Source organism: Roseococcus pinisoli, assembly GCF_018413645.1.
GTDB classification, from domain to species: Bacteria; Pseudomonadota; Alphaproteobacteria; order Acetobacterales; family Acetobacteraceae; genus Roseococcus; species Roseococcus pinisoli.
The window spans coordinates 298,536-317,065 of the sequence record NZ_JAHCDA010000004.1; the positions used below are offsets into that span (position 1 = coordinate 298,536).

Here is an 18,530-nt window from a genome sequence, read left to right on the forward strand (position 1 = left end):
GAGTCGATTGCAATTCGGCCCCGGCCATTATTGCGCACATCTCCGCATCTTCATGGCGCGACCGGCCGGCGCGAAGTTCCCCGCAAGAACCGCGCCCGATCCCCCGGGCACGATCATCGCCTAGTATTCGTACTCCCAGGTGACGCCGAGCCGGTCGCCGCCCGGGCCGGTCGAGGTCTGGCCCTCCAGCCGCAGCCGCGGCGTGAGCTCCACCTGGACGCCGACGCCCGGCGTGCCGCCGCTCGTCCCCTGCCGCACGCCGACATAGACGCCCGGCGCCACGTAGCGCCCGGCCTCGACCGCCGCGCCGCGGGGATTGTCGCCATCGCTGCCGACACCCAGCCGGTCCAGCCCCACCGCGCTGCGCAGGCGGTCCAGCACGCCGGCGCCGGCCGGCATCACGCCCGCCAGCTGCGCCACCGCCTGGGCGATGCCCGCCAGCTCGAAGGGCGAGAGCTTGCTCGTCTCGCGGTCGAAGAGCAGGCGCGCCAGCGCGTCGTCCTGCGGCAGCTCCGGCTCGGCCGTGACCTTCAGCTCGGGCGCGGTGGGCGTCCCCGTCACCGTCAGGTTGATGGTGTGCGAGCGGCTGCGCGAGGTGGCCAGGAAGTCCAGCGTCGGCATGAAGGTGCCGGAATCGAAGCCGATATTGCCGCGCGTGAACTGCAGCTGCCGGCCGATGAGGTCGAAGGTGCCACGCCGCATGCGTAGCCCGCCCGAGGGCACCGGCGCCGCCACCGTGCCGCCGATGGTGATCTCGCCGCCCAGCTCCGCCTCCAGGCCGCGGCCGCGCACGAAGACGGCGCGGGGGGCGGCGATGGTCAGGTTCAGCGTCATGGGCAGTTGCGGCCGCGCGGCCGCCGTCGCCGGGCGCGGCGCGGGCGGCGGGCGGCGCCCTGGCGGCAGGGGGCCGATCTCGCGCACCGGCCCCACGCTCGGCACGCTGCCGCCGAACTGCTCGGGGATGCGGATCTCGGCGCGCTGGATGGTCACCCGGCCCGCGAGGCTGCCGCCATCGGTCAGCGGACCGCGGACGGTGATGTCGGCGTCGATCGTGGCCTCGCCGGTCTCGCCGCTGACGGGGCGCGCCCGGTTGGCGGTCAGGCGGATCTCCGCCGGCAGGCCCTCGCCCATCGGCTCCACCCAGCCCTGGGCCGCAAGGGTGCCGCCGCCGGCCGTCCGCGCGGAGAAGGAGGAGATGACGAGGCGCTGCCCCTGCGCCGCGATCCGCGCCGCCAGCCCGTCCAGCCGCACGCCGTAGATGGGGTTGGAGTAGCTGCCCTCGGAGAGCACCACCGTGCCCGCCAGCTCCGGCGCCGCGGCCGTGCCGCTGGCCCGCAGGTCGAGCACGGCGCGCCCGGCGAAGCGATCCGCCCCGCCGGCCAGGAAGGGCCGCGCGAGCTGGCCGAGATCAAGCCGGCCGCGCACCGTCGCCTCGAAGGGCGCGGCCGGGCCAAGGCCCTGGGACTGCGACGCCTCGATGTTGAGCTGCACGCTGGGGCCGGCATTCACCTGCGCCTGGGCGCGGAAGGCCTGGCCCTGCATCCGTGCCGTGGCGGCGATGGCCGCGGCGGGGATGGAGGCGAAGGAGGGATCCGTCGAACGCAGCCCGGCCACACGGATATTGGCGTCCACCTGCGGCGCGGCGCTCGGCCCGGTGGCGTTCACCTGGCCGGAGACGGTGCCGGCCACCAGCCCGCCGCTGAGCGGGCCGAGCGGCACGTTGGAGATGTCCGCCCGCGCGGTCACATTGCCGCCGGCCAGCTGGCCGTTGAGCGCGAGGGTCCCGCCGCGGCGGCTGGTCAGCCGTGCGGGCTGCAGCGTGAGCTCGCCGGTCTCGGTGACCAGGATGCGCGCGGGGGCCGCCAGGCGCAGCGCGTCCTGCGCGGCGCGCGCCTCCAGGCGGCTCAGGGTGATGACGTTGAGCGCGCCCTCCTGGCCGAGATGCCCGGCGAGATCCAGGCCATAGGCCGGTGCCGTCACCCCGAGCCGGAAGTTCAGCGCGGCCAGCGTGCCCGTCATCTCGACCTGGGCCGAGGCGCGGGTGGCGCCCACGCCGACGCCCGTGCCGTTCAGCCGCAGTTCGACGCCCTGGGCCGCCATGCCGGTGGCGCCGGGGATCGCGCGCGCCTGCAGGTCGAGGGTGAGCCGCCCCGCGAGGCCCATGCCCAACGGTGCGAGATCGGGCGCCTCCAGGCGCAGCGCGCCGTCGAAGGGCCCGGTGGGAAGGCCGCCCTCGCCATGGCCGTTGAAGGCGATGCCGGCATAGCTCCCCTCGAGCTTGGTGAGCCGGAGGCGCTGGTCGTCGCGCCCGGCCTGGAGCGCGACGTTCAACGGCTTGCCGTCCAGCCGGCCGGTGGCCTCGGCGATCACCTCCTGCAGGGTGGCGCGGGCGGTGACGGCGAAGCTTTCCAGCAGGCGGCCGGAGGCGGTCAGGCGCTCGGTGGTGACACGCGCCTCGATATGCGGCGCCTCGGCGGTGCCGGTCAGCCGGCCCTCGGCCGAAACGGTGCCCTGGGTCGTCGGCGGATCGCGCGCCTCCAGGTTGAAGGCGACGTCGAAGGGGCTGGCGGCCGGGCCGCGCACGGTGGCGCGGAGGCGCTCGGCCTGCAGGGTCGCGTCCACGCGCCGGTCGGCGCCGCGCACCGTGGCGTTCAGCATGACGGTCTGGCCCAGCATCTCGTCGGCCGCCCCTGCCCCGTGCAAGCCGGTGCCGGCGACGCGGAGATCGAGTTCCGGCACCGTGACCGTGCCGCCGACCTCGCCGTCCAGGGTCAGGGCGGTCCAGCCCATGCCTTCCGGCAGCAGGCCGGCGAAGGTCTCGGGCCGCGCGGGCTCGGCGCGGAAGCGGAAGGCCAACGCCTGGGCCGCGCTCAGGGTGCCACTCAGCTCCGCACGACCGGCCGGCAGGGCCACGGTCAGGCGCTCGATGGTGATGGCGTTGTCGGCCGCCCGGCGCAGGGAGAGGCTGGGCGTGATGCGATCGGCCAAAGCGCGCTGCGCTTCCGGCACGAAGGGGCCGGGGCGGACCGTGCCGTCGAGGGTGACGGCGGCCGCGCCATCGGGCGCGACGGAAAGGCGGCCGCCCAGCTCGGCCCCGGTCTCGCCGAGCGAGGCGACGAGCCGCCATTCGGCGCCGCTTGCCGGGCCTTCGAGGTCGATCCGGGCGGCGAAGGGCGCCTGGGGCTGGCCGGCCAGCGCGGCCACGAGGCCGCCCGGCGGCTCGGAAGCCTCGACATGCGCGGTCAGCGCCGCGTTCTGCAGGGCCGCGTTCACGACGACGCTGCCCGGCCGGTCGAGCCGCGTCGCGGTGAGCGCCGTCTGCAGCCGCTGCGCCTCCAGCGAGAGCGAGCCGGCGAGCGACAGCGCCGCCGCCTGCCCGGCCACCGCTTCGCCGATCTCGATCCGCTCGGCCTCCAGGGCGTCGATGCGGATCGCGACGGGCAGCTGCGGCACGCTCGGGATCGCGATGGGCGTGGGCTCGGCCGGCGGGGCGTTGGGGTCGGAGGGCGGCAGGCGGTGCAGCGCGATGCGCCCGGCCCGCACGGAGGTCAGCCGCACGCGGCGGTCGAAGAGCTCGCGCCAGGCGAGCTCGATGCGCGCATTCTCGACCTCGATCCAGGCGCCCTGGGCATCGCGCATGGCGAGCCGCCGCACGGCGAGCTGGCCAGGCAGCGGGCCCGAGACGCCCTCAAGCTCCAGCCCCGGCACGAAGCGCATGGCGAGGCCGGCGGCGGCGTTCAGGCCGAAGGGCGTCAGCAGCGCGCCGACCAGCAGCACCGGGATGAGGATCAGGATCGCGAGGAGAAGGCCGAGCCAGCGCATCAGAAGGCGTGTCCGATCCCGATGTAGAAGCCGAAGGAGCCGCTGCCCTGCTGGCGCACCAGCGGGATCGCGACATCGGCACGGATGGGCCCGATGGGCGTGTAGTAGCGCGCGCCGACGCCCGCGCCGACGCGGATCTCGTCCGTGGGCGCGGCGGCGTTGGTGCCCACGGCGCCCGCATCGACGAAGGCCACCGCGCCGTAGGAGGAGCCGAAGCGCTGCCGCAGCTCGACCGAGCCCTCCAGCAGGCTCGCGCCGCCCGAGGGCTTTCCGCGCGAATCCCGGGGCCCGATGGACTGGAAGTCGTAGCCGCGCACGGAGCCGCCACCGCCGGCATAGAAGCGCTGCGGCGGCGGGACGGTGCTGGCGTTGCCGTTCAGCAGGCTGCCCAACGCCCCCCGCAGCGCGAGGATCGTGCGCCCGCCGCCCGAGAGGTCGAAATAGGTCGAGCCCGTGAGGCGCAGCGGAACGAAGGCCTGGCTCTCGGTGAAGGCATAGGAGGGCGTGATGCTGCCGAGCGCACGGATGCCGCGGCGCGGATCGAGCGCGCTGTCCGTGCTGTCGTAGCGCAGCTGCCCCGTGAAGCCCGCGATCTGATAGGGCGACATCCGTCCGCCCGAGGGGGCCGACTGGCCCACCTCGCCCACCGGCCCGGTGGAGAGCGTCCAGCGGTCGGTCAGCCGGCGCTCATAGAGCAGGCTGAAGATGGCGGCGTCGCGGTCGTAGCTGTCCAGCCGCTCGCGCACGAAGGCGAGGCTGCCCACGGCGGTTCCGACATAGCCGAGCGGCAGCGGCTGCCGCCAGGTCACGGCGGCGCGGGCGTTCATGCGGTCGATGTCGCTGCCGAGGCGGCTGCCCTCCAGCTCCACGCGCAGGTTTTCGGCCCCGCCGAGCAGGTTGCGGTGCTCCCAGGAGAGGCGGAGCGTGGCGCCGAAATTCGTCTCGTAGCCGGCCGAGGCGCTGATCGCGCGGAAGGGCCGCTCGCGCACCGTGACGGTGACGGGCAGCCGCCCATTGGCATCCAGCGCGGTGCCCGGGTCGATGCGGACCTGCGAGAAGGGCCCAAGGGCCGAGACATCCGCCCGCGCCTGGGTCAGGCGGCTGGGCAGGTAGGAGCGCTCGGCCAGGCGCAGGGCCGCCACGCGGCGCACCACCTCAGGGTTCACGCGCTCCGTGCCGGCGACCTCGGGCATGGCGAAGTCCGCACGGGGCCCGGGCTGCTCGGTGAAGGTGACGTCCATGGCATGGGCGCCGTGGTCGACCGTGACGGAACGGTCGATCCGCGCGAGGGGCCGGCCGTCCAGCCGCATCGCGTTCCAGGCGGCCTCCTGCGCGGCGATGACGGTCTCCGCCCGCGCGGGCTCGCCCGGCGTGACCGCGACGTCAGGCCCGCCGCCCAGCGTCTGGATGTTGCGGAAGGTGTAGCGCGGGCCCAGCGTGGCGCGGATCTCGATCGCCAGCGGCGCAGTCTGGGCGGCGAGCGCGGCCGGATCCAGCGATCCGCCGGGGACCACGATCTCGATCTGCCCGGCCCAATAGCCTTCGCTTTCCAGGGCCGGACGCAGCTTGTCGGCCTCGGCGCCGATGCGCGAGGCCACGCCTTCCGCATCGGTCGGCGCGCGCTCCTGGAGCGCGATCAGGCCGGAGGAGATGCGCAGCAGCCGGTCGAGCGTGTCGTCGCCCGTCGGCTTGATGGTGGCGCGATAGGGGAGGTTCGGCGCCTCGGCTGCCGCCGCGGCTGGAGGATCGCCGTCGGGCTGCGCCCGAAGCGGCGACGTCGCCGAAGTGAGGCCAGCCAGACAAGCCATCAAGAGCCAGTTGCGCGATATCCCGGGGGACAAGCACCTCTCCTTCCCGAACGCGCCTCAGGCACGCAGATTGCAGCCAATCGTGAACACCCGGAACGGTTTACGGTTTCGCGAAGCATGAAGAAAAGGGGCAAGCCCCCTTCTGCCCTCCCTCGGCGCGAAACCGTTTCCCCGCCTTCAGCGCAGCGGGAAGCCCATCGCCCGCAGCACGCCGCCCAGCTTTTCGCGCCCCGCCAGACCCTTGAGCTTGCCCATGCGGTTCAGCACGCGGCCGGTCCAGGTGGTCTGCGCCATCTCGAAACGGCCCGAGAAAGCGGAGAGCTTTTCGTCATAGGCGGCGACATGCGCGGCCTCGCGCGTGGAGTCGTAGGTTCCGTGATGCAGCACGGCGGCCTGCGAAAGGCGCGGCTTCACCTGGTTGGTGACGCCCGGCGCGGCATAGCCCACGCAGAGGCCGAAGACACCCGCCACGCCCGGAGGCAGCGCCAGCAGCTCGCCCACCCGGGCCGCATCGTTGCGAAGCGCGCCGATATAGACGGTGGAGAGGCCGATCGCCTCGGCCGCGACCACGGCGTTCTGCGCCGCCAGCCCGGCATCGATGGCACCGATCAGGAAGGTCTCGATATAGGGCAGCACCTCGAGCTCGGTGCCGTTGGCGCGGGCCAGGCGCTCGTTGCGCGAGAGATCCGCCAGGAAGACGAGGAAGATCGGGCACTGCTCGATATGCTTCTGCCCGCCGGCGATGCGCGCGAATTCCGCTTTCACGGCCGGATCGGTCACCGAGACGACGGACCAGGTCTGCATGTTGGAGCTGGTGGCGGCCGACTGCGCCGCCGCAATCAGGGTCTCCAGCGTGCCGTCCGGCGGGGCGTCGGGCCGGTAGCCGCGGACGGAGCGGTGCGAGAGCAGCAGCGCGATGTGGTCGTTCCACGGGCCGGCAGCCGGAATGGCATCGGCGCCGTAACGGAGGGCGAGCGCCTCTTCCTTCGAGACGGTAAGGGCGGTGTTCATGTCCATGGCGTTTTCCCGGGGCTTCGCGGCCAGTGTGGCAATGCAGCATGAGGGCGGCAAGCCACGCCAACCCGATGGATCACGGCGCAGCCGCGCGGCAGATGCCTCGGCTTTGGGCATCGGCGCCTGCCCTCCCCGTCGGAATCGTCGCCTTGGCCATCGAATCGATGGCGCTTCTGCGCTTCCGCCGGCTTAGGCTGGGGTCTTGGCCGAGGCGTGGTGGGGCACCGAACAGTGCCCTGCCCTGCTTTCGCTTGGGAAAAGAAGGGAGACCCAATGAAGACGAGCGTGCAGAGGAAGATCACCGTGAAGGGCCTGGCCGCGGCCCTGCTGCTGGCCACGGGCATCGCCCCCGCGATCAGCCCGGCCCAGGCGCAGCAGCCCGGCACCCTGCGCATCGCCATGACGGCGGCGGATGTGCCGACGACCAACGGCGCGCCCAATAACGGCTACGAAGGCCTGCGCTGGCTGGGCTATCCGATCTTCGAATCCCTCACCCTCTGGGATCTCTCGCGCGCGGACACGCTGGCGAGCGTCCGGCCCGGCCTCGCCGAATCCTGGGAGCAGGACCAGGCCGACCCTACCAAGTGGCGCTTCCGCCTGCGCAGCGGCGTCACCTTCCATGACGGCGCGCCCTGGAACGCGGATGCGGCCATCTGGGGCCTCGACCGCTTCTACCGGAACGACGCACCGAACTACGACCCGCAGGGCTCCGCCTTCACGCGGCCGCGCACCGCCGGCTTCGGCAGCTACCGCAAGCTCGACGACATGACGATCGAGATCACCACCGAGCGGCCGCTGAGCTACTTCCCCTATATCCTGCCTTACATCCTCTTCTCGTCGCCGCAGGCCTTCGAGGCGGCGGGGCGCGACTGGTCGCGCGTCGGCAATGCGCCGGCCGGCACCGGGCCCTTCCGCATCACGCGCTTCGTGCCGCGCCAGTCCGTCGAGCTCACGCGCAACGACAACTACTGGGATGTCCCGCGCCGGGCGAAGCTCAACCGCGTCATCCTGCTGCCGGTGCCCGACGCCAATACGCGCGTCGCCGCGCTGCGCTCGGGCCAGGTGGACTGGATCGAGGCGCCGCCGCCCGATGCGCTCCAGCCGCTGCGCTCAGCGGGCTTCAACGTGGTCACGAACTCCTACCCGCATGTCTGGCCCTGGCTCTTCGCCGCCGGCCGGCCCGACAGCCCGACCGCGGATGTCCGCGTGCGCCAGGCGCTCAACTACTGCGTCGACCGCGACGGGCTCGTCACCATGCTGAACGGCACCGCGGAGCCGGCGGTGGGCTTCTTCAACGCGTCCAACCCGCTCTTCGGCACGCCGCAGAACCGCTACCGCTTCGACCCCGCCCGCGGCCGCGCCCTGCTGGCCGAGGCCGGGTACAATGCGCAGCGACCGCTGCGGCTGAAGGTCAGCATCTCCAACTCGGGATCCGGCCAGATGCAGCCGCTGCCGATGAACGAGGCGCTGCAGCAGAACCTGCGCGAGAGCTGCGGCGTGCAGGTCAGCTTCGAGGTGGTGGAGTGGACGGTGCTGCTCGGCACGCTGCGCGCCGAGCCGACGGCGCCGGGCTGGCTGGGCGCGGATGCCGCGAATATCAGCCTCGTCTCCTCGGATGCCTTCCAGATGGCGCGCTGGTTCCTCTCGGCGAATTCGTCGCCGCGTGGCAGCAATGCCGGCCATTGGCGCGACGAGGCCTTCGATACGGCGATGACCGAGGTGGAGCGCGCGCGCTCGCCGGAGGAAGCCGCACCCGCACTGCGCCGCGCGCATGAGCGGCTCGTGGATGGCGCGCCCTGGCTCTACATCGTGCACGACACCAATCCGCGCGCCATGAGCCGGCGCGTGCACAACTTCGTCTCGGCGCAGTCCTGGTTCCAGGACCTCACCAACGTCGAGGTGCGCTGACCGGAACGGCGGCGCCGGGCATTCCGGCGCCGCCATCCGCTACTTCTCTTCTGCCGCAGGCCTGCAATGATGCCTTCTCAAAAACAGGGGGAGAGGTGTCATGAGGCTTTCCGAAGCGGTTTCCGCGCAGACGCCCCTGGTGCAACGGCTGCTGGATGGGGTCGCCACGATCGGCGCCGATCCGCCGGGCATCACCCGTGATGCCTTCGGCCGCGGCGAGAACGACGCCCAGTCCCTCATCGCCCGCGCTGCTGCCGAGCTCGGCCTGACCGCGCGCCTTGATGAGGCCGCCAATCTCTCGCTCCGCTGGCCCTCGGGCCATGACGCGCCGCCCGTGCTCATCGGCTCGCATCTCGACAGCGTGGTGCAGGGCGGCAATTTCGACGGCGCGGCCGGTGTCATCGCGGGCATCGGCGCCATCGCCGCGCTGCAGGCCGCCGGCATCGCGCCGAAGCGCGACATCGAAGTCCTGGCCCTGCGCTGCGAGGAGGCGGTGTGGTTCGGCCTCGGCCTGATCGGCAGCCGCGCCCTGCTCGCCCGCCTTCCGGCCGGTGCGCTGGAGCTGCCGCATGCGCGCAGCGGCCTCACTTTGGCGCAGAGCATCGATGCCTGCGGCGGCCATTCCGCCCGCCTGCGGGAGAACACGCCGCTCCGCGACCCGCGCTCGATCGGCGTCTATCTCGAGGTGCATATCGAGCAGGCACCGCAGCTCATCGAGGCGAATGCGCCCGTGGCGGTCTGCCTCGCCAATCCGGGGAATGTGCGGCACCCCTTCATCCGCATCCGCGGCGAGGACGCGCATACCGGCCTGCCCCACCGCTTCCGCCGCGACGCCGCCCTGGCCGGCGCCGATCTCTCCCTGGCGCTGGAGCGGCTGTGGCTGGACGAGGAAAAGGCCGGCCGGCCCATGGCCATCACCATCGGCCGCTTCCACACGCCGGCGGCGCGGCACAGCCTGACGGCGGTCTCCGGCGGCTTCGAGCTCAGCCTGGATCTGCGCGCCTATGATGCTGCGCATCTCGCGGCGCTGGAGAAGCGACTGGGCGCGATCGCGGCGGAGGTCGCCGCGCGCCGGAAGGTGGAGATCGTGCTGGGCGAGCGCAGCGCAGCCGCGCCGGGGCCGATGGACCCTGCCCTCATCGAGGCGCTGTCCGCCGCCGCCGCGCGCTGCGGCATCGCGGCGCCGCGGCTGAACAGCCCCGGCAGCCACGACGCCAACAACTTCGCGGCCAGCGGTGTGCCGACCGGCATGCTGCTGGTGCGGAACCAGAATGGCAGCCACAACCCCTACGAGGCCATGGACACGCCCGACCTGATGGCCGCCATCGGCGTCCTCGCCGAATGGCTGGCCAACGGCTGAACCGTCACTGGAGCATCTTTACCCGACCGGATGATTCCATCCGATCGGGTGATCATCCGGGGCTCGCGCCCCGGCTCACTTCACCGACGAGAAGGCCGTCGGCTGCAGGATCAGGTTGCTGACGGTGGCGACGATCGCGCCGTCCTTCTCCGTCTCGGCGCGCTTGGCGATCCATTCCGGATCGGCCTGGAACGCGGTCCACTTCTGCTCGCGCTCGGCCAGGGATTCCCATTCCAGCAGGTAGTAGAGATCCTGGTTGGAATCGCCGATCGTCACCGTCCAGAAGCCCGCCTGGCGGATGCCGTGCTTCTTCCAGATGTCGAGGGTGACGGTCTCGAACCGGCGCAGCAGGTTCGGCAGCCGGCCGGAGATGCAGTGATAGATGCGAAGCTCGTGAATCAAGACGGATACTCCCTGTTCTCTTTATGCGGCGAGACGATGCGGGCCGCGCGACGCGCTGTCGAGACGCGGCTATGATGTGGACGCCGCCGGTCGGCGGCGCCCTCCAGATTGTCAGCCCGCGAGGAAGGCCGCGGCTGCCGAAACGCCGGCCCCTGGCGACACTGCATGCCCCAGCTCGCGCAGCACCGATTCCAGCTGCACGAGGTCGGTCAGGACGGTGCCCTCGTCATGCCCCCCCATCACGCCGATGCGGATGACGCGGCCCTGCAGGCGGTTGCGGGCGCCGGCGATCACCGTCGCGTGGCGCTGATACATCAGGCGCACGATGTCGCCGCCCTCCAGCCCCGCCGGCACCTCGAAGACCACGACGGTGGAGGAGCGCCGGGGCGCCTTCGTGAACTCGGCAAGCCCCATCGCCGCGCCGCCGGCCCGCAGCGCCTCGGCCAGGCGGTGATGGCGCGCGAGCACCTTCGGCAGCGTCTCCGTCTCGATCAGGCGGAGTGCCGTGTGCAGCGCTGCCAGGTGCGAGACATTCGGCGTGAAGGGCGTCTCGTGCTTCTCGGCAGCGGCCAGCGCCTTGCGGAAGTCGAAGAAGAAGCGCGGCATCCCCTCGTTGCGCTGGACGCGCGCGCGGGCACGCTCGCTGAGGCTCACGAGGCCGAGGCCCGGCGGGCACATCAGCGCCTTCTGCGAAGCGGAGACGACGATGTCGACGCCCCATTCGTCCTGCCGCATCTCGATGCCGCCGAGCCCGCTGACGGAATCCGTCACCAGCAGCGTGCGCGTGTCGCGCGTCAGCCGGCCGAGCGCCTCGAGATCGGCGACGACGCCGGTGGAGCTCTCGTTATGGGTGACGAGCAGCGCGCCGTAATCGCCCTCGCGCAGCTTCGCGCCGATCACGGCGGGATCCGGCGCCTCGCCCCAGGTGAAGTCCAGCACCTCGACTTCGGCGCCGAGGCAGCGGCCGATCTCGGCGAAGCGCTCGCCGAATTGGCCGTGCGAGGCCACCAGCACGCGCTCGCCGGGCGCCAGGATATTGGCGAGCGTCGCCTCCATCGCGGCGGTGCCGGAACCGGCCAGGAAGACCACCGGATTCCGCGTGCCGAGGACGGGGCGGACCAGTTCCTCCGTCGCGGCCAGCAGCGCGCGGAATTCCGGGCCGCGATGGTTGATCATCGGCCGGCCCAGCGCCGCGCGAACCGCCTCCGGCACCTCCGTCGGCCCGGGAAGGCGCAGGCGATAGCCCGGGGGCGGGGCGAAGGAAGCGTCGGGCAATGCGGTCAACGGGCGAACCTCGGATGGAATGGCGCGCAGGTTGGGAGCGCCCGGGGGCGCCGTCAATTCGCCGGCGACACGTCTTCCACACGAAAAATCGGCCCGATTTCCCGTGACGCGGCGCCGCGGCGCGGTAGCCTGCGGCCATGACCTATTCGCTTCTCGGCCGCTGCGCGCGGACCGGCCAGTTCGGCGCTGCCGTCACGACCTCGGGCCTCGCCGTGGGGTCCCGCGTGCCGCACCTCGCTCCGCGCCTCGGCGGCGTGCTGACGCAGCACCGCACCGACCCCAGGCTGGGCCCGCGCGGGCTCGCCCTGCTCGCCGGCGGATGCTCCGCGGAGGAGACGCTGGCGGCGCTGGTGGCGAGCACGCCGCATCATCGCTGGCGGCAGCTCGCCTGCATCGACGCGCAGGGCCGCACCGCGCATTTCCATGGCGAGGCGGTGAAGCCCGCCCGGGGTGCCGTGCATGTGCAGGACGGCATCGCCCTCGGCAATATCCTCGCCCATGACGGCGTGCCGCAGGCCATGGCGGCGGCCTTCGCCGAAAGCGGGAGCGAGCCCCTGGCCGAGCGCCTGATGCGCGCGCTGGAGGCCGGCGAGGCGGCGGGCGGCGAGGGCCGCGCCGTCACCTCCTCCGCCCTGCTCGTCATGGAGCGGGAGGTCTTCCCCCTCGTCGATCTGCGCGTGGATCTGGCGCCCGAGGCCATCTCGGCGCTGCGCGACCTGTGGGACGCCTATGCGCCCTCGGTCGACGACTTCGTCACCCGCGCCATCGACCCGGATTCCTGGCCGGGCGCGCCCCTGACCTAGATCAGCCCCTGCTCCGCCGCGTAGCGCCGGGCGAGCGCGAGGGGCGCGGCCAGCGCGTCCCAGCCGCGCGGCAGGCCCGAGGACGCTTGTGCGTCGGAGGCCGCCAGCATCCGCAGCAGCTCCTCCACCAGGGCCGGCTCGGCGCGATCGCGGCGCACCACCATCAGATGGTTCACCGGCACGAAGCCATGCCGCTCCACGAAGGCCCGGCCTGCTGCCGCGACATCCGGGAAGACCGGCCGCGCCCATTCCATCGGCGGCGCGTCGGAGCCGAAGATCGCCGCATCCAGCAGGCCGTCCCGCAGCATGGCGCCGATCTCGGCACCCGCCGGCGCGCGCTCGGCCCAGGGCGGATCGCCGGCCTCGGCGACATGCGGATCCTCGAAGGTCGTCCAGCGCATCGCATCCGCCGCCACGCCGTGGAATTCCTGGAGAATGCCCCGCAGCCAGAGCCCCGTGGTCTGGCTATAGGCGCGCACCCCGATGCGCTTCCCCGCCAGGTCCGCCGGTCCGCGAATGGCGGAATCCGCGCGGCAGAGCAGCGACCCCTCCTGCAGGCGGGCGGAGAGGACGACGGGCAGCAGATCCAACGCCTTGCCGTGCGTCTCGGCCTGCAGATAGGTGGCGATGGCCATCTCGCTCACGTCGAAGCGCAGCTCGCGCACCATGGGCGCGAAGGCGCGCGTGATATTGGGGAAATCGGCGACATCCAGCCGCAGCAATTCCGAGGCGATGCGTCCGTCCAGCAGCGCCGCCGTATGGCGATAGCGGCCGATCGCGGCCTTCCAGCTCGTGGTCATCCTGCGCGCTCCTGCCCCTGGGCCGCCAGGCGGGCGAGACCCAGCAGGGCCGGCTGGGCGTAGCGGATCAGCCGGACGGGAATGCGGGTGAGATAGTCGCGCATCCGGGATCGGTCGCGGAAGCGCTCCAGGAACGCCTCGCGCGGGGCCATCTCGGCGAAGGACTGCGCGACGCCGCCGGCGAGGAAGACCCCGCCCCGAGCGCCCAGGGTTAGCGCCACGTCGCCGCAGAAGCCGCCGAGCGCGTGCCAGAACACGGACACGGCCTCCCGCGCCAGCGGATCCCCGGCGAGCGCGGCGGCATCGATGCCCGCCCCGTCCAGGACCGGCGCCGTCACTCCGCGCAGCCGCGCGAGCCCCGCATGCAGCGTGGCGAGGCCGATGCCGCCCAGCAGATCCTCCGTCGAGACCGCGCCCTGGCGCTCGCGCATCCAGGTGAGCAGCGCCTCCTCGGTCGCGTCGCGTGGCGCGAAGCTGGCATGGCCCGCCTCGGTGGCCAGCGCGCCCCGACCGGGCAGGAATCCCGCCACGCCGAGCCCCGTGCCCGGCGCCACCACCGCCATGGGCGCGCCTTCCAAGGGTTCACCCTCTGCCCAGATCTCGACCTCGTCGGCCGGCAGCGCGGGGAGCGACCAGGCGGTGGCTTCCAGGTCATTCACGAGCCGGACGCGGGCGAGGCCGAGCTGCCCGGCCAGGCCCTCGGCATCCAGCACCCAGGAGGCATTGGTGAGGGAGGCCCGCCCCGCCATGACCGGGGCCGCGACGGCCAGGATGGCCTCGCGCGGCGATCCCCCCAGGGAGGCCAGCGCCGCCCGCAAGGCGGAGGCCGGGTCGGCATGGTCGGCCACGCGCTGCGCGGCGACCTGGCCGAATTGTCCCTCGCGAGCGAGGGCGAAGCGGGCACGCGTCCCGCCGAGGTCAGCGATCAGAACATCCTGCATGCCCAAGGAGGTAGCGCGGATTCGCCCGGCGGGCATCCCTTGGCGCAGCGGGCCGCCGCGCCGTCCTCGGATTGCCAACACTTTTGCCCTTGGATTTGTCCGGCCAAGGAAGCGTTGGGGAAGAGTCAACCAAGCGCCATAGGTATGGGAGAAAAATTCCTGCCCTGGCAAGAAAGCTCCCAGGCCACTAGAAGGCGGCATGCAATCAGGGACAACCGTACCAACGAAACGCGATGCCGGTGATCCGCGTCCACGCTATCGGCAGATTGCCGACGAGCTGATCGCGCAGATCCGCGGGGGCATGCACCCCATCGGCTCGATGCTGCCGACGGAGACGGAACTCTGTACGCTCTACAGCGCCTCCCGCCACACCATCCGCGAGGCGCTGCGCCTCGTCGAGGAGGCGGGGCTGGTGTCGCGCCGCCAGGGCAGCGGCACGAGCGTCATCGCGCAGGCGACGCGCGGGCGCTTCGTGCAGGACATCACCAGCATGGGCGGCCTGCTGCAATATCCGGAGGAGACACGCCTCACCGCGCTGCGCGCCCGCGAGACCCAGCTGGATTCCGAGACCGCCTCCCTGCTGGGCGTGGCGGAAGGCGATACCTGGCTGCGCATCGAGGGCCTGCGCCGCGTGCGCGTCACCACCGCGCCCATCTGTTTCACCAACGTGCTGATCCCCACGGAATACGCCGCCGTGGTGGAGGAGATCGGCATGGACCGGGGGCCGATCTATTCGCTGATCGGCAAGCGCTTCGGCGTGCAGCTCGCCGGCGTCGAGGTGGACCTGACGGCCGGCGGCGTGCCGGAGAATCAGGCGGAACTGCTGGATTGCGAGCCGGGCGACCCGGCCCTGATCATCCGCCGGCGCTACATGGACGAGAACCAGCGGATCTTCGAGATGTCGGAGAGCTACCACCCCGCCCCCCGCTTCACCTACCGCGCGCTGGTGAAGCGGGAGAGCTGAGCCGCTTCAGGCGGCTTCGAGCTGTTCCGTGATGCCGAGCCACTCCGTCTCGAGCCGCTCCACATCCTTGGCGATCGCCGCGCGGCGGGCCGTCGCGCGGGCGATCAGGTCCGTCTTGCCGCCCTCATAGAGCTTCGGGTTCGCCAGGGCGCCCTCGATCACCTTGGCCTCCTCGGCGAGCTTGGAGAGCGTGAGCTCGATGCCCTTGAGCCGCGCGCGAAGCGGCGCGTGCTGCGGCCGCGCCTCGACCTGCGGCGCGGGCTTGCCTCCCTTCTTCTCCTCGCGCTTCGTCGCGCCGGAGGTGCGGCCACCGAGCTGCGCGCGGTAGTCGTCGAGGTCGCCTTCGAAGGGCGTCACCTTGCCGTCGGCCACCAGCCAGAGGCGATCGGCCACCAGCTCCACCAGATGCGGATCGTGGCTGATGAGGATGACCGCGCCCTCGTAATCGGCCAGCGCCTTCACCAGCGCGTCGCGTGCGTCGATGTCGAGGTGGTTGGTCGGCTCGTCGAGGATGAGCATGTGCGGCGCGTCGCGCGTGGTCAGCGCCATCAGCAGCCGCGCCTTCTCGCCGCCGGACAGACCGCTGACCTTGGTGTCGGCGCGGTTCGCGTCCAGCCCGAAGCGCGCGAGCTGCGAGCGGCACTGCGTCGCGGTCGATTTCGGCATCGCCTCGGCCATGTGCGTGAGCGGCGTGCCGTCGAGGTCGAGGTCGTCCTCCTGGTGCTGGGCGAAATAGCCCACGCGCATCCGCCGATCGCGATGCACGTCGCCCGACATGGGCGCGAGGCGCCCGGCGAGCACCTTGGCCAGCGTCGACTTGCCGTTGCCGTTGGCGCCGAGCAGCGCGATCCGGTCCTCCTGGTCGATGCGGATATCGAGGTTCCGCAGCACCACATGGTCGCCGTAGCCCGCCTGGCCGCGATTGACCGTGAGGATGGGCGGCGGCAGCTGCTCAGGCTGCGGGAAGACGAATTGCGTCGCGTGGTCCTCGATGACGGATTCGATGGCCGGCATCCGCTCCAGCGCCTTGAGGCGCGACTGGGCCTGCCGGGCCTTCGTCGCCTTGGCGCGGAAGCGGTCCACGAAGGACTGCATATGGGCGCGCTGCGCGGCCAGCTTCACGTTCATCGCGGCCTGCTGGGCCGCGCGCTCCGTCCGCACGCGCACGAAATTCTCGAAGTTGCCGGGATAGAGCGTGATCTTCTGGCGATCGAGATGCGCGATCGAGTCCACGCAGCGTTCCAGCAGCCCGCGATCGTGGCTAATGATGATCGCCGCCCCGCCGAAGCGCTGGATCCAGCCCTCCAGCCACATCGCCGCCTCGAGGTCGAGGTGGTTGGTCGGCTCGTCCAGCAGCAGCAGGTCGGGCTCGAGGAAGAGCGCCCGAGCCAGGGAGACGCGCATGCGCCAGCCGCCCGAATATTCCTTCGAGGGCCGGGCCTGGGCGGCGGCGTCGAAACCGAGGCCGGCCAGGATGGTCGCGGCGCGGGCGGGCGCGGCATCGGCCTGGATGGCGATCAGCCGCTCATGGATCTCGCCGGCGCGGATGGCCTCGGGATGCCCCTCCAGCTCGGCGAGGAGGCCGGCGCGCTCGGTATCGGCCTCCAGCACGATGTCGAGCAGCGAGGTGTCCCCGGCCGGGGTCTCCTGCGCCACATGGCCGATACGGGCGCGCTGGGCGATGCGGATCTCGCCGGAATCCGGCTGCAGCTCCCCCAGAATCGCCTTCAGCAGCGTGGACTTCCCCGCGCCGTTGCGGCCAACAAGGCCGACCTTGCGGCCGTCATCCACCTGCAGCGAGGCACCCTCCATGAGAGGGCGGCCGGCCATGCGGATGGTCAGATCCTGGATTGTGAGAACGGTCATGCCGGCGATTTAGCGATTTCGGGGCTTGCGCGGGAGGCCCCGCTTGGGCATCTGCGCGACAATCGCCCGTAAAGGACTTCCCCATGGCCATCGAACGCACCTTCAGCATCATCAAGCCCGACGCGACGCGCCGGAACCTCACCGGCAAGATCAACACGATCTTCGAGGAGAACGGCCTTCGCATCATCGCGCAGAAGCGCATCTGGATGAGCGAGCAGCAGGCCAAGACCTTCTACGGCGTCCATGCCGAGCGGCCCTTCTTCAAGGACCTCGTCTCCTTCATGACCTCCGGCCCCGTGGTCGTGCAGGTGCTGGAAGGCGAGAACGCCGTGGCCAAGAACCGTGAGCTGATGGGCGCGACGAACCCGGCCAATGCCGCCGAGGGCACGATCCGCAAGCTCTTCGCCGAGAGCATCGAGGCGAACAGCGCCCACGGTTCCGACAGCCTGGAGAATGCGGCGACCGAGATCGCCTACTTCTTCGCCGGCCTCGAGCTGCTGGCTTAAGACCGACCGGGGGGCCTCGCGCCCCCTGGCCCTGCGCCGGGAATCGCCCAACGCGCTTCCCGGCCACGCCGGCCCGTGCACGGCCAGCCTTTCGCCGCGACGCGCATGATCAGCGCGCCCCGATCGCGGCAAACCTTCCGACGATGTGATGCAGATGGCGGGAGCGCGTCCCCCGCGGGCCGGGGCCTCCAGGGGCCCTGGCATGGCCGCGCCCGCGCGATGGCGGGCCGCGGCGCTTCGGCTCAGCCGAAGAAGAGGTAGATCAGCACCAGCAGCACGATCACGGCGCCGACAGCCCAGGTCGACGCCTTGAGGAAGCTCTCATACATCGACCGGCGGTTGGCGATGATGTCCTCGGCCTTCACCTCGACCATATCGATGTGCATCTGCTGCTCGGCCATGATCCCGTAGTCCCTTCAAACCCTACCCGACGTCTCTACGAAGCGGAGCGACCTCGGGCAAGGGGTTGGCGAGCGCCCCGGCCGCCAAATTCGCCGCGACGACCGCCCTTCCCCGCTCCAGCCGGATCTTTCCGGCCGCCAGCCAGGCGAGCGCCGCCGGATAAAGGCGATGCTCCTGCGCCAGCACGCGGTCCCCCAGCGAGGCCTCCGTGTCGCCCTCCAGCACCGGAACGGCGGCCTGGGCGACGATCGGCCCCTCATCCACGCCGGGCGTGACGAGATGGACGGTGCAGCCATGCAGCCGCACGCCCGCCTCCAGCGCCCGGGCATGGGTGTCCAGGCCCGGGAAGGAAGGCAGCAGCGAGGGGTGGATATTGAGCATCCGCCCCTGCCAGTGCCCCACGAACTCCTCGGTCAGCACGCGCATGAAGCCCGCCAGCGCCACGATCTCGATGCGGTGCTGGGCCAGGGCGGCGTTCACCTCTGCCTCGAACTCCGGGCGGGTGCGGCCCTTGCTGGAGACCACCGCTGTCGGAATGCCGGCCGCGGCGGCCCGCTGCAGGCCGGCCGCCTCCGCCTTGTTCGACAGGACGAGGGCGATCGTCGCCGGATAGGCCGGCCGCTCGGCCGCCTCCAGCAGCGCGCCCATGT

General features: G+C 71.9%; 15 protein-coding genes. 5 read left to right on the forward strand and 10 right to left on the reverse strand.

Annotated features, from left to right (window positions below; genetic code table 11):
• Nucleotides 1-120: 120 nt before the first annotated feature.
• From KHU32_RS19670 to KHU32_RS19680, 3 genes are all read right to left on the reverse strand, one after another.
• Complete coding sequence (locus KHU32_RS19670; RefSeq protein ID WP_213671871.1) at nucleotides 121-3,822, reverse strand: translocation/assembly module TamB domain-containing protein; 3,702 nt, start codon at nucleotides 3,820-3,822, stop codon at nucleotides 121-123.
• On the reverse strand, nucleotides 3,822-5,663 hold the full coding sequence (locus KHU32_RS19675) for an autotransporter assembly complex protein TamA (RefSeq protein ID WP_213671872.1): 1,842 nt from the start codon (nucleotides 5,661-5,663) through the stop codon (nucleotides 3,822-3,824). Before KHU32_RS19675 ends, KHU32_RS19670 begins: the two co-directional genes overlap by 1 nt.
• Before the next feature lie 144 nt (nucleotides 5,664-5,807).
• Nucleotides 5,808-6,647 (reverse strand): NADPH-dependent oxidoreductase, encoded by an 840-nt coding sequence (locus tag KHU32_RS19680; protein WP_249681424.1) that lies wholly within the window; start codon nucleotides 6,645-6,647, stop codon nucleotides 5,808-5,810.
• Between the two features lie 270 nt (nucleotides 6,648-6,917).
• Between KHU32_RS19680 and KHU32_RS19685 the strand changes: the two genes are divergently transcribed.
• Nucleotides 6,918-8,552, forward strand: coding sequence for an ABC transporter substrate-binding protein (locus KHU32_RS19685; protein ID WP_213671873.1), 1,635 nt, complete (start codon nucleotides 6,918-6,920; stop codon nucleotides 8,550-8,552).
• A gap of 100 nt (nucleotides 8,553-8,652) precedes the next feature.
• Complete coding sequence (locus KHU32_RS19690) at nucleotides 8,653-9,912, forward strand: hydantoinase/carbamoylase family amidase (RefSeq protein ID WP_213671874.1); 1,260 nt, start codon at nucleotides 8,653-8,655, stop codon at nucleotides 9,910-9,912.
• Between the two features lie 75 nt (nucleotides 9,913-9,987).
• Here KHU32_RS19690 and KHU32_RS19695 read toward each other — a convergent pair whose 3' ends face one another.
• Both KHU32_RS19695 and KHU32_RS19700 read right to left on the reverse strand, forming a co-directional pair.
• Nucleotides 9,988-10,314 (reverse strand): NIPSNAP family protein, encoded by a 327-nt coding sequence (locus KHU32_RS19695; protein ID WP_213671875.1) that lies wholly within the window; start codon nucleotides 10,312-10,314, stop codon nucleotides 9,988-9,990.
• A 111-nt stretch (nucleotides 10,315-10,425) separates the two neighbouring features.
• Nucleotides 10,426-11,598 (reverse strand): pyridoxal-phosphate-dependent aminotransferase family protein, encoded by a 1,173-nt coding sequence (locus tag KHU32_RS19700; RefSeq protein ID WP_213671876.1) that lies wholly within the window; start codon nucleotides 11,596-11,598, stop codon nucleotides 10,426-10,428.
• A 137-nt stretch (nucleotides 11,599-11,735) separates the two neighbouring features.
• Here KHU32_RS19700 and KHU32_RS19705 point away from each other — a divergent pair, with 137 nt between their 5' ends.
• On the forward strand, nucleotides 11,736-12,401 hold the full coding sequence (locus tag KHU32_RS19705; RefSeq protein ID WP_213671877.1) for a DUF1028 domain-containing protein: 666 nt from the start codon (nucleotides 11,736-11,738) through the stop codon (nucleotides 12,399-12,401).
• Here the strand turns inward: KHU32_RS19705 and KHU32_RS19710 are convergent.
• Both KHU32_RS19710 and KHU32_RS19715 read right to left on the reverse strand, forming a co-directional pair.
• Nucleotides 12,398-13,201 (reverse strand): TAXI family TRAP transporter solute-binding subunit, encoded by an 804-nt coding sequence (locus KHU32_RS19710; protein ID WP_213671878.1) that lies wholly within the window; start codon nucleotides 13,199-13,201, stop codon nucleotides 12,398-12,400. The two genes, KHU32_RS19705 and KHU32_RS19710, sit on opposite strands and share 4 nt — an antisense overlap.
• Nucleotides 13,198-14,142, reverse strand: a complete 945-nt coding sequence (locus KHU32_RS19715) for a glucokinase (protein ID WP_213671879.1) — start codon at nucleotides 14,140-14,142, stop codon at nucleotides 13,198-13,200. Before KHU32_RS19715 ends, KHU32_RS19710 begins: the two co-directional genes overlap by 4 nt.
• 199 nt (nucleotides 14,143-14,341) lie before the next feature.
• Here KHU32_RS19715 and KHU32_RS19720 point away from each other — a divergent pair, with 199 nt between their 5' ends.
• Nucleotides 14,342-15,106 carry a GntR family transcriptional regulator gene (locus KHU32_RS19720; protein WP_213671880.1) on the forward strand — a complete coding sequence of 255 codons (765 nt, stop codon included), beginning with the start codon at nucleotides 14,342-14,344 and terminating at the stop codon, nucleotides 15,104-15,106.
• Between the two features lie 6 nt (nucleotides 15,107-15,112).
• On the opposite strand, the gene KHU32_RS19725 is transcribed toward KHU32_RS19720, so the two are convergent.
• The gene (locus KHU32_RS19725) at nucleotides 15,113-16,972 is read right to left on the reverse strand and encodes an ABC-F family ATP-binding cassette domain-containing protein (RefSeq protein ID WP_213671881.1); all 1,860 of its coding nucleotides are present in this window, start codon (nucleotides 16,970-16,972) and stop codon (nucleotides 15,113-15,115) included.
• A gap of 83 nt (nucleotides 16,973-17,055) precedes the next feature.
• On the opposite strand from KHU32_RS19725, the gene ndk reads away from it, so the two are divergent.
• Nucleotides 17,056-17,478 (forward strand): nucleoside-diphosphate kinase, encoded by a 423-nt coding sequence (gene ndk / locus KHU32_RS19730; RefSeq protein ID WP_213671882.1) that lies wholly within the window; start codon nucleotides 17,056-17,058, stop codon nucleotides 17,476-17,478.
• A 242-nt stretch (nucleotides 17,479-17,720) separates the two neighbouring features.
• Here ndk and KHU32_RS19735 read toward each other — a convergent pair whose 3' ends face one another.
• Both KHU32_RS19735 and purN read right to left on the reverse strand, forming a co-directional pair.
• Nucleotides 17,721-17,879, reverse strand: a complete 159-nt coding sequence (locus KHU32_RS19735; protein WP_213671883.1) for an aa3-type cytochrome c oxidase subunit IV — start codon at nucleotides 17,877-17,879, stop codon at nucleotides 17,721-17,723.
• A 22-nt stretch (nucleotides 17,880-17,901) separates the two neighbouring features.
• Nucleotides 17,902-18,528: a phosphoribosylglycinamide formyltransferase gene (gene purN, locus KHU32_RS19740; protein ID WP_249681470.1), complete on the reverse strand. Its 627-nt coding sequence runs from the start codon at nucleotides 18,526-18,528 to the stop codon at nucleotides 17,902-17,904.
• Nucleotides 18,529-18,530: the final 2 nt, after the last annotated feature.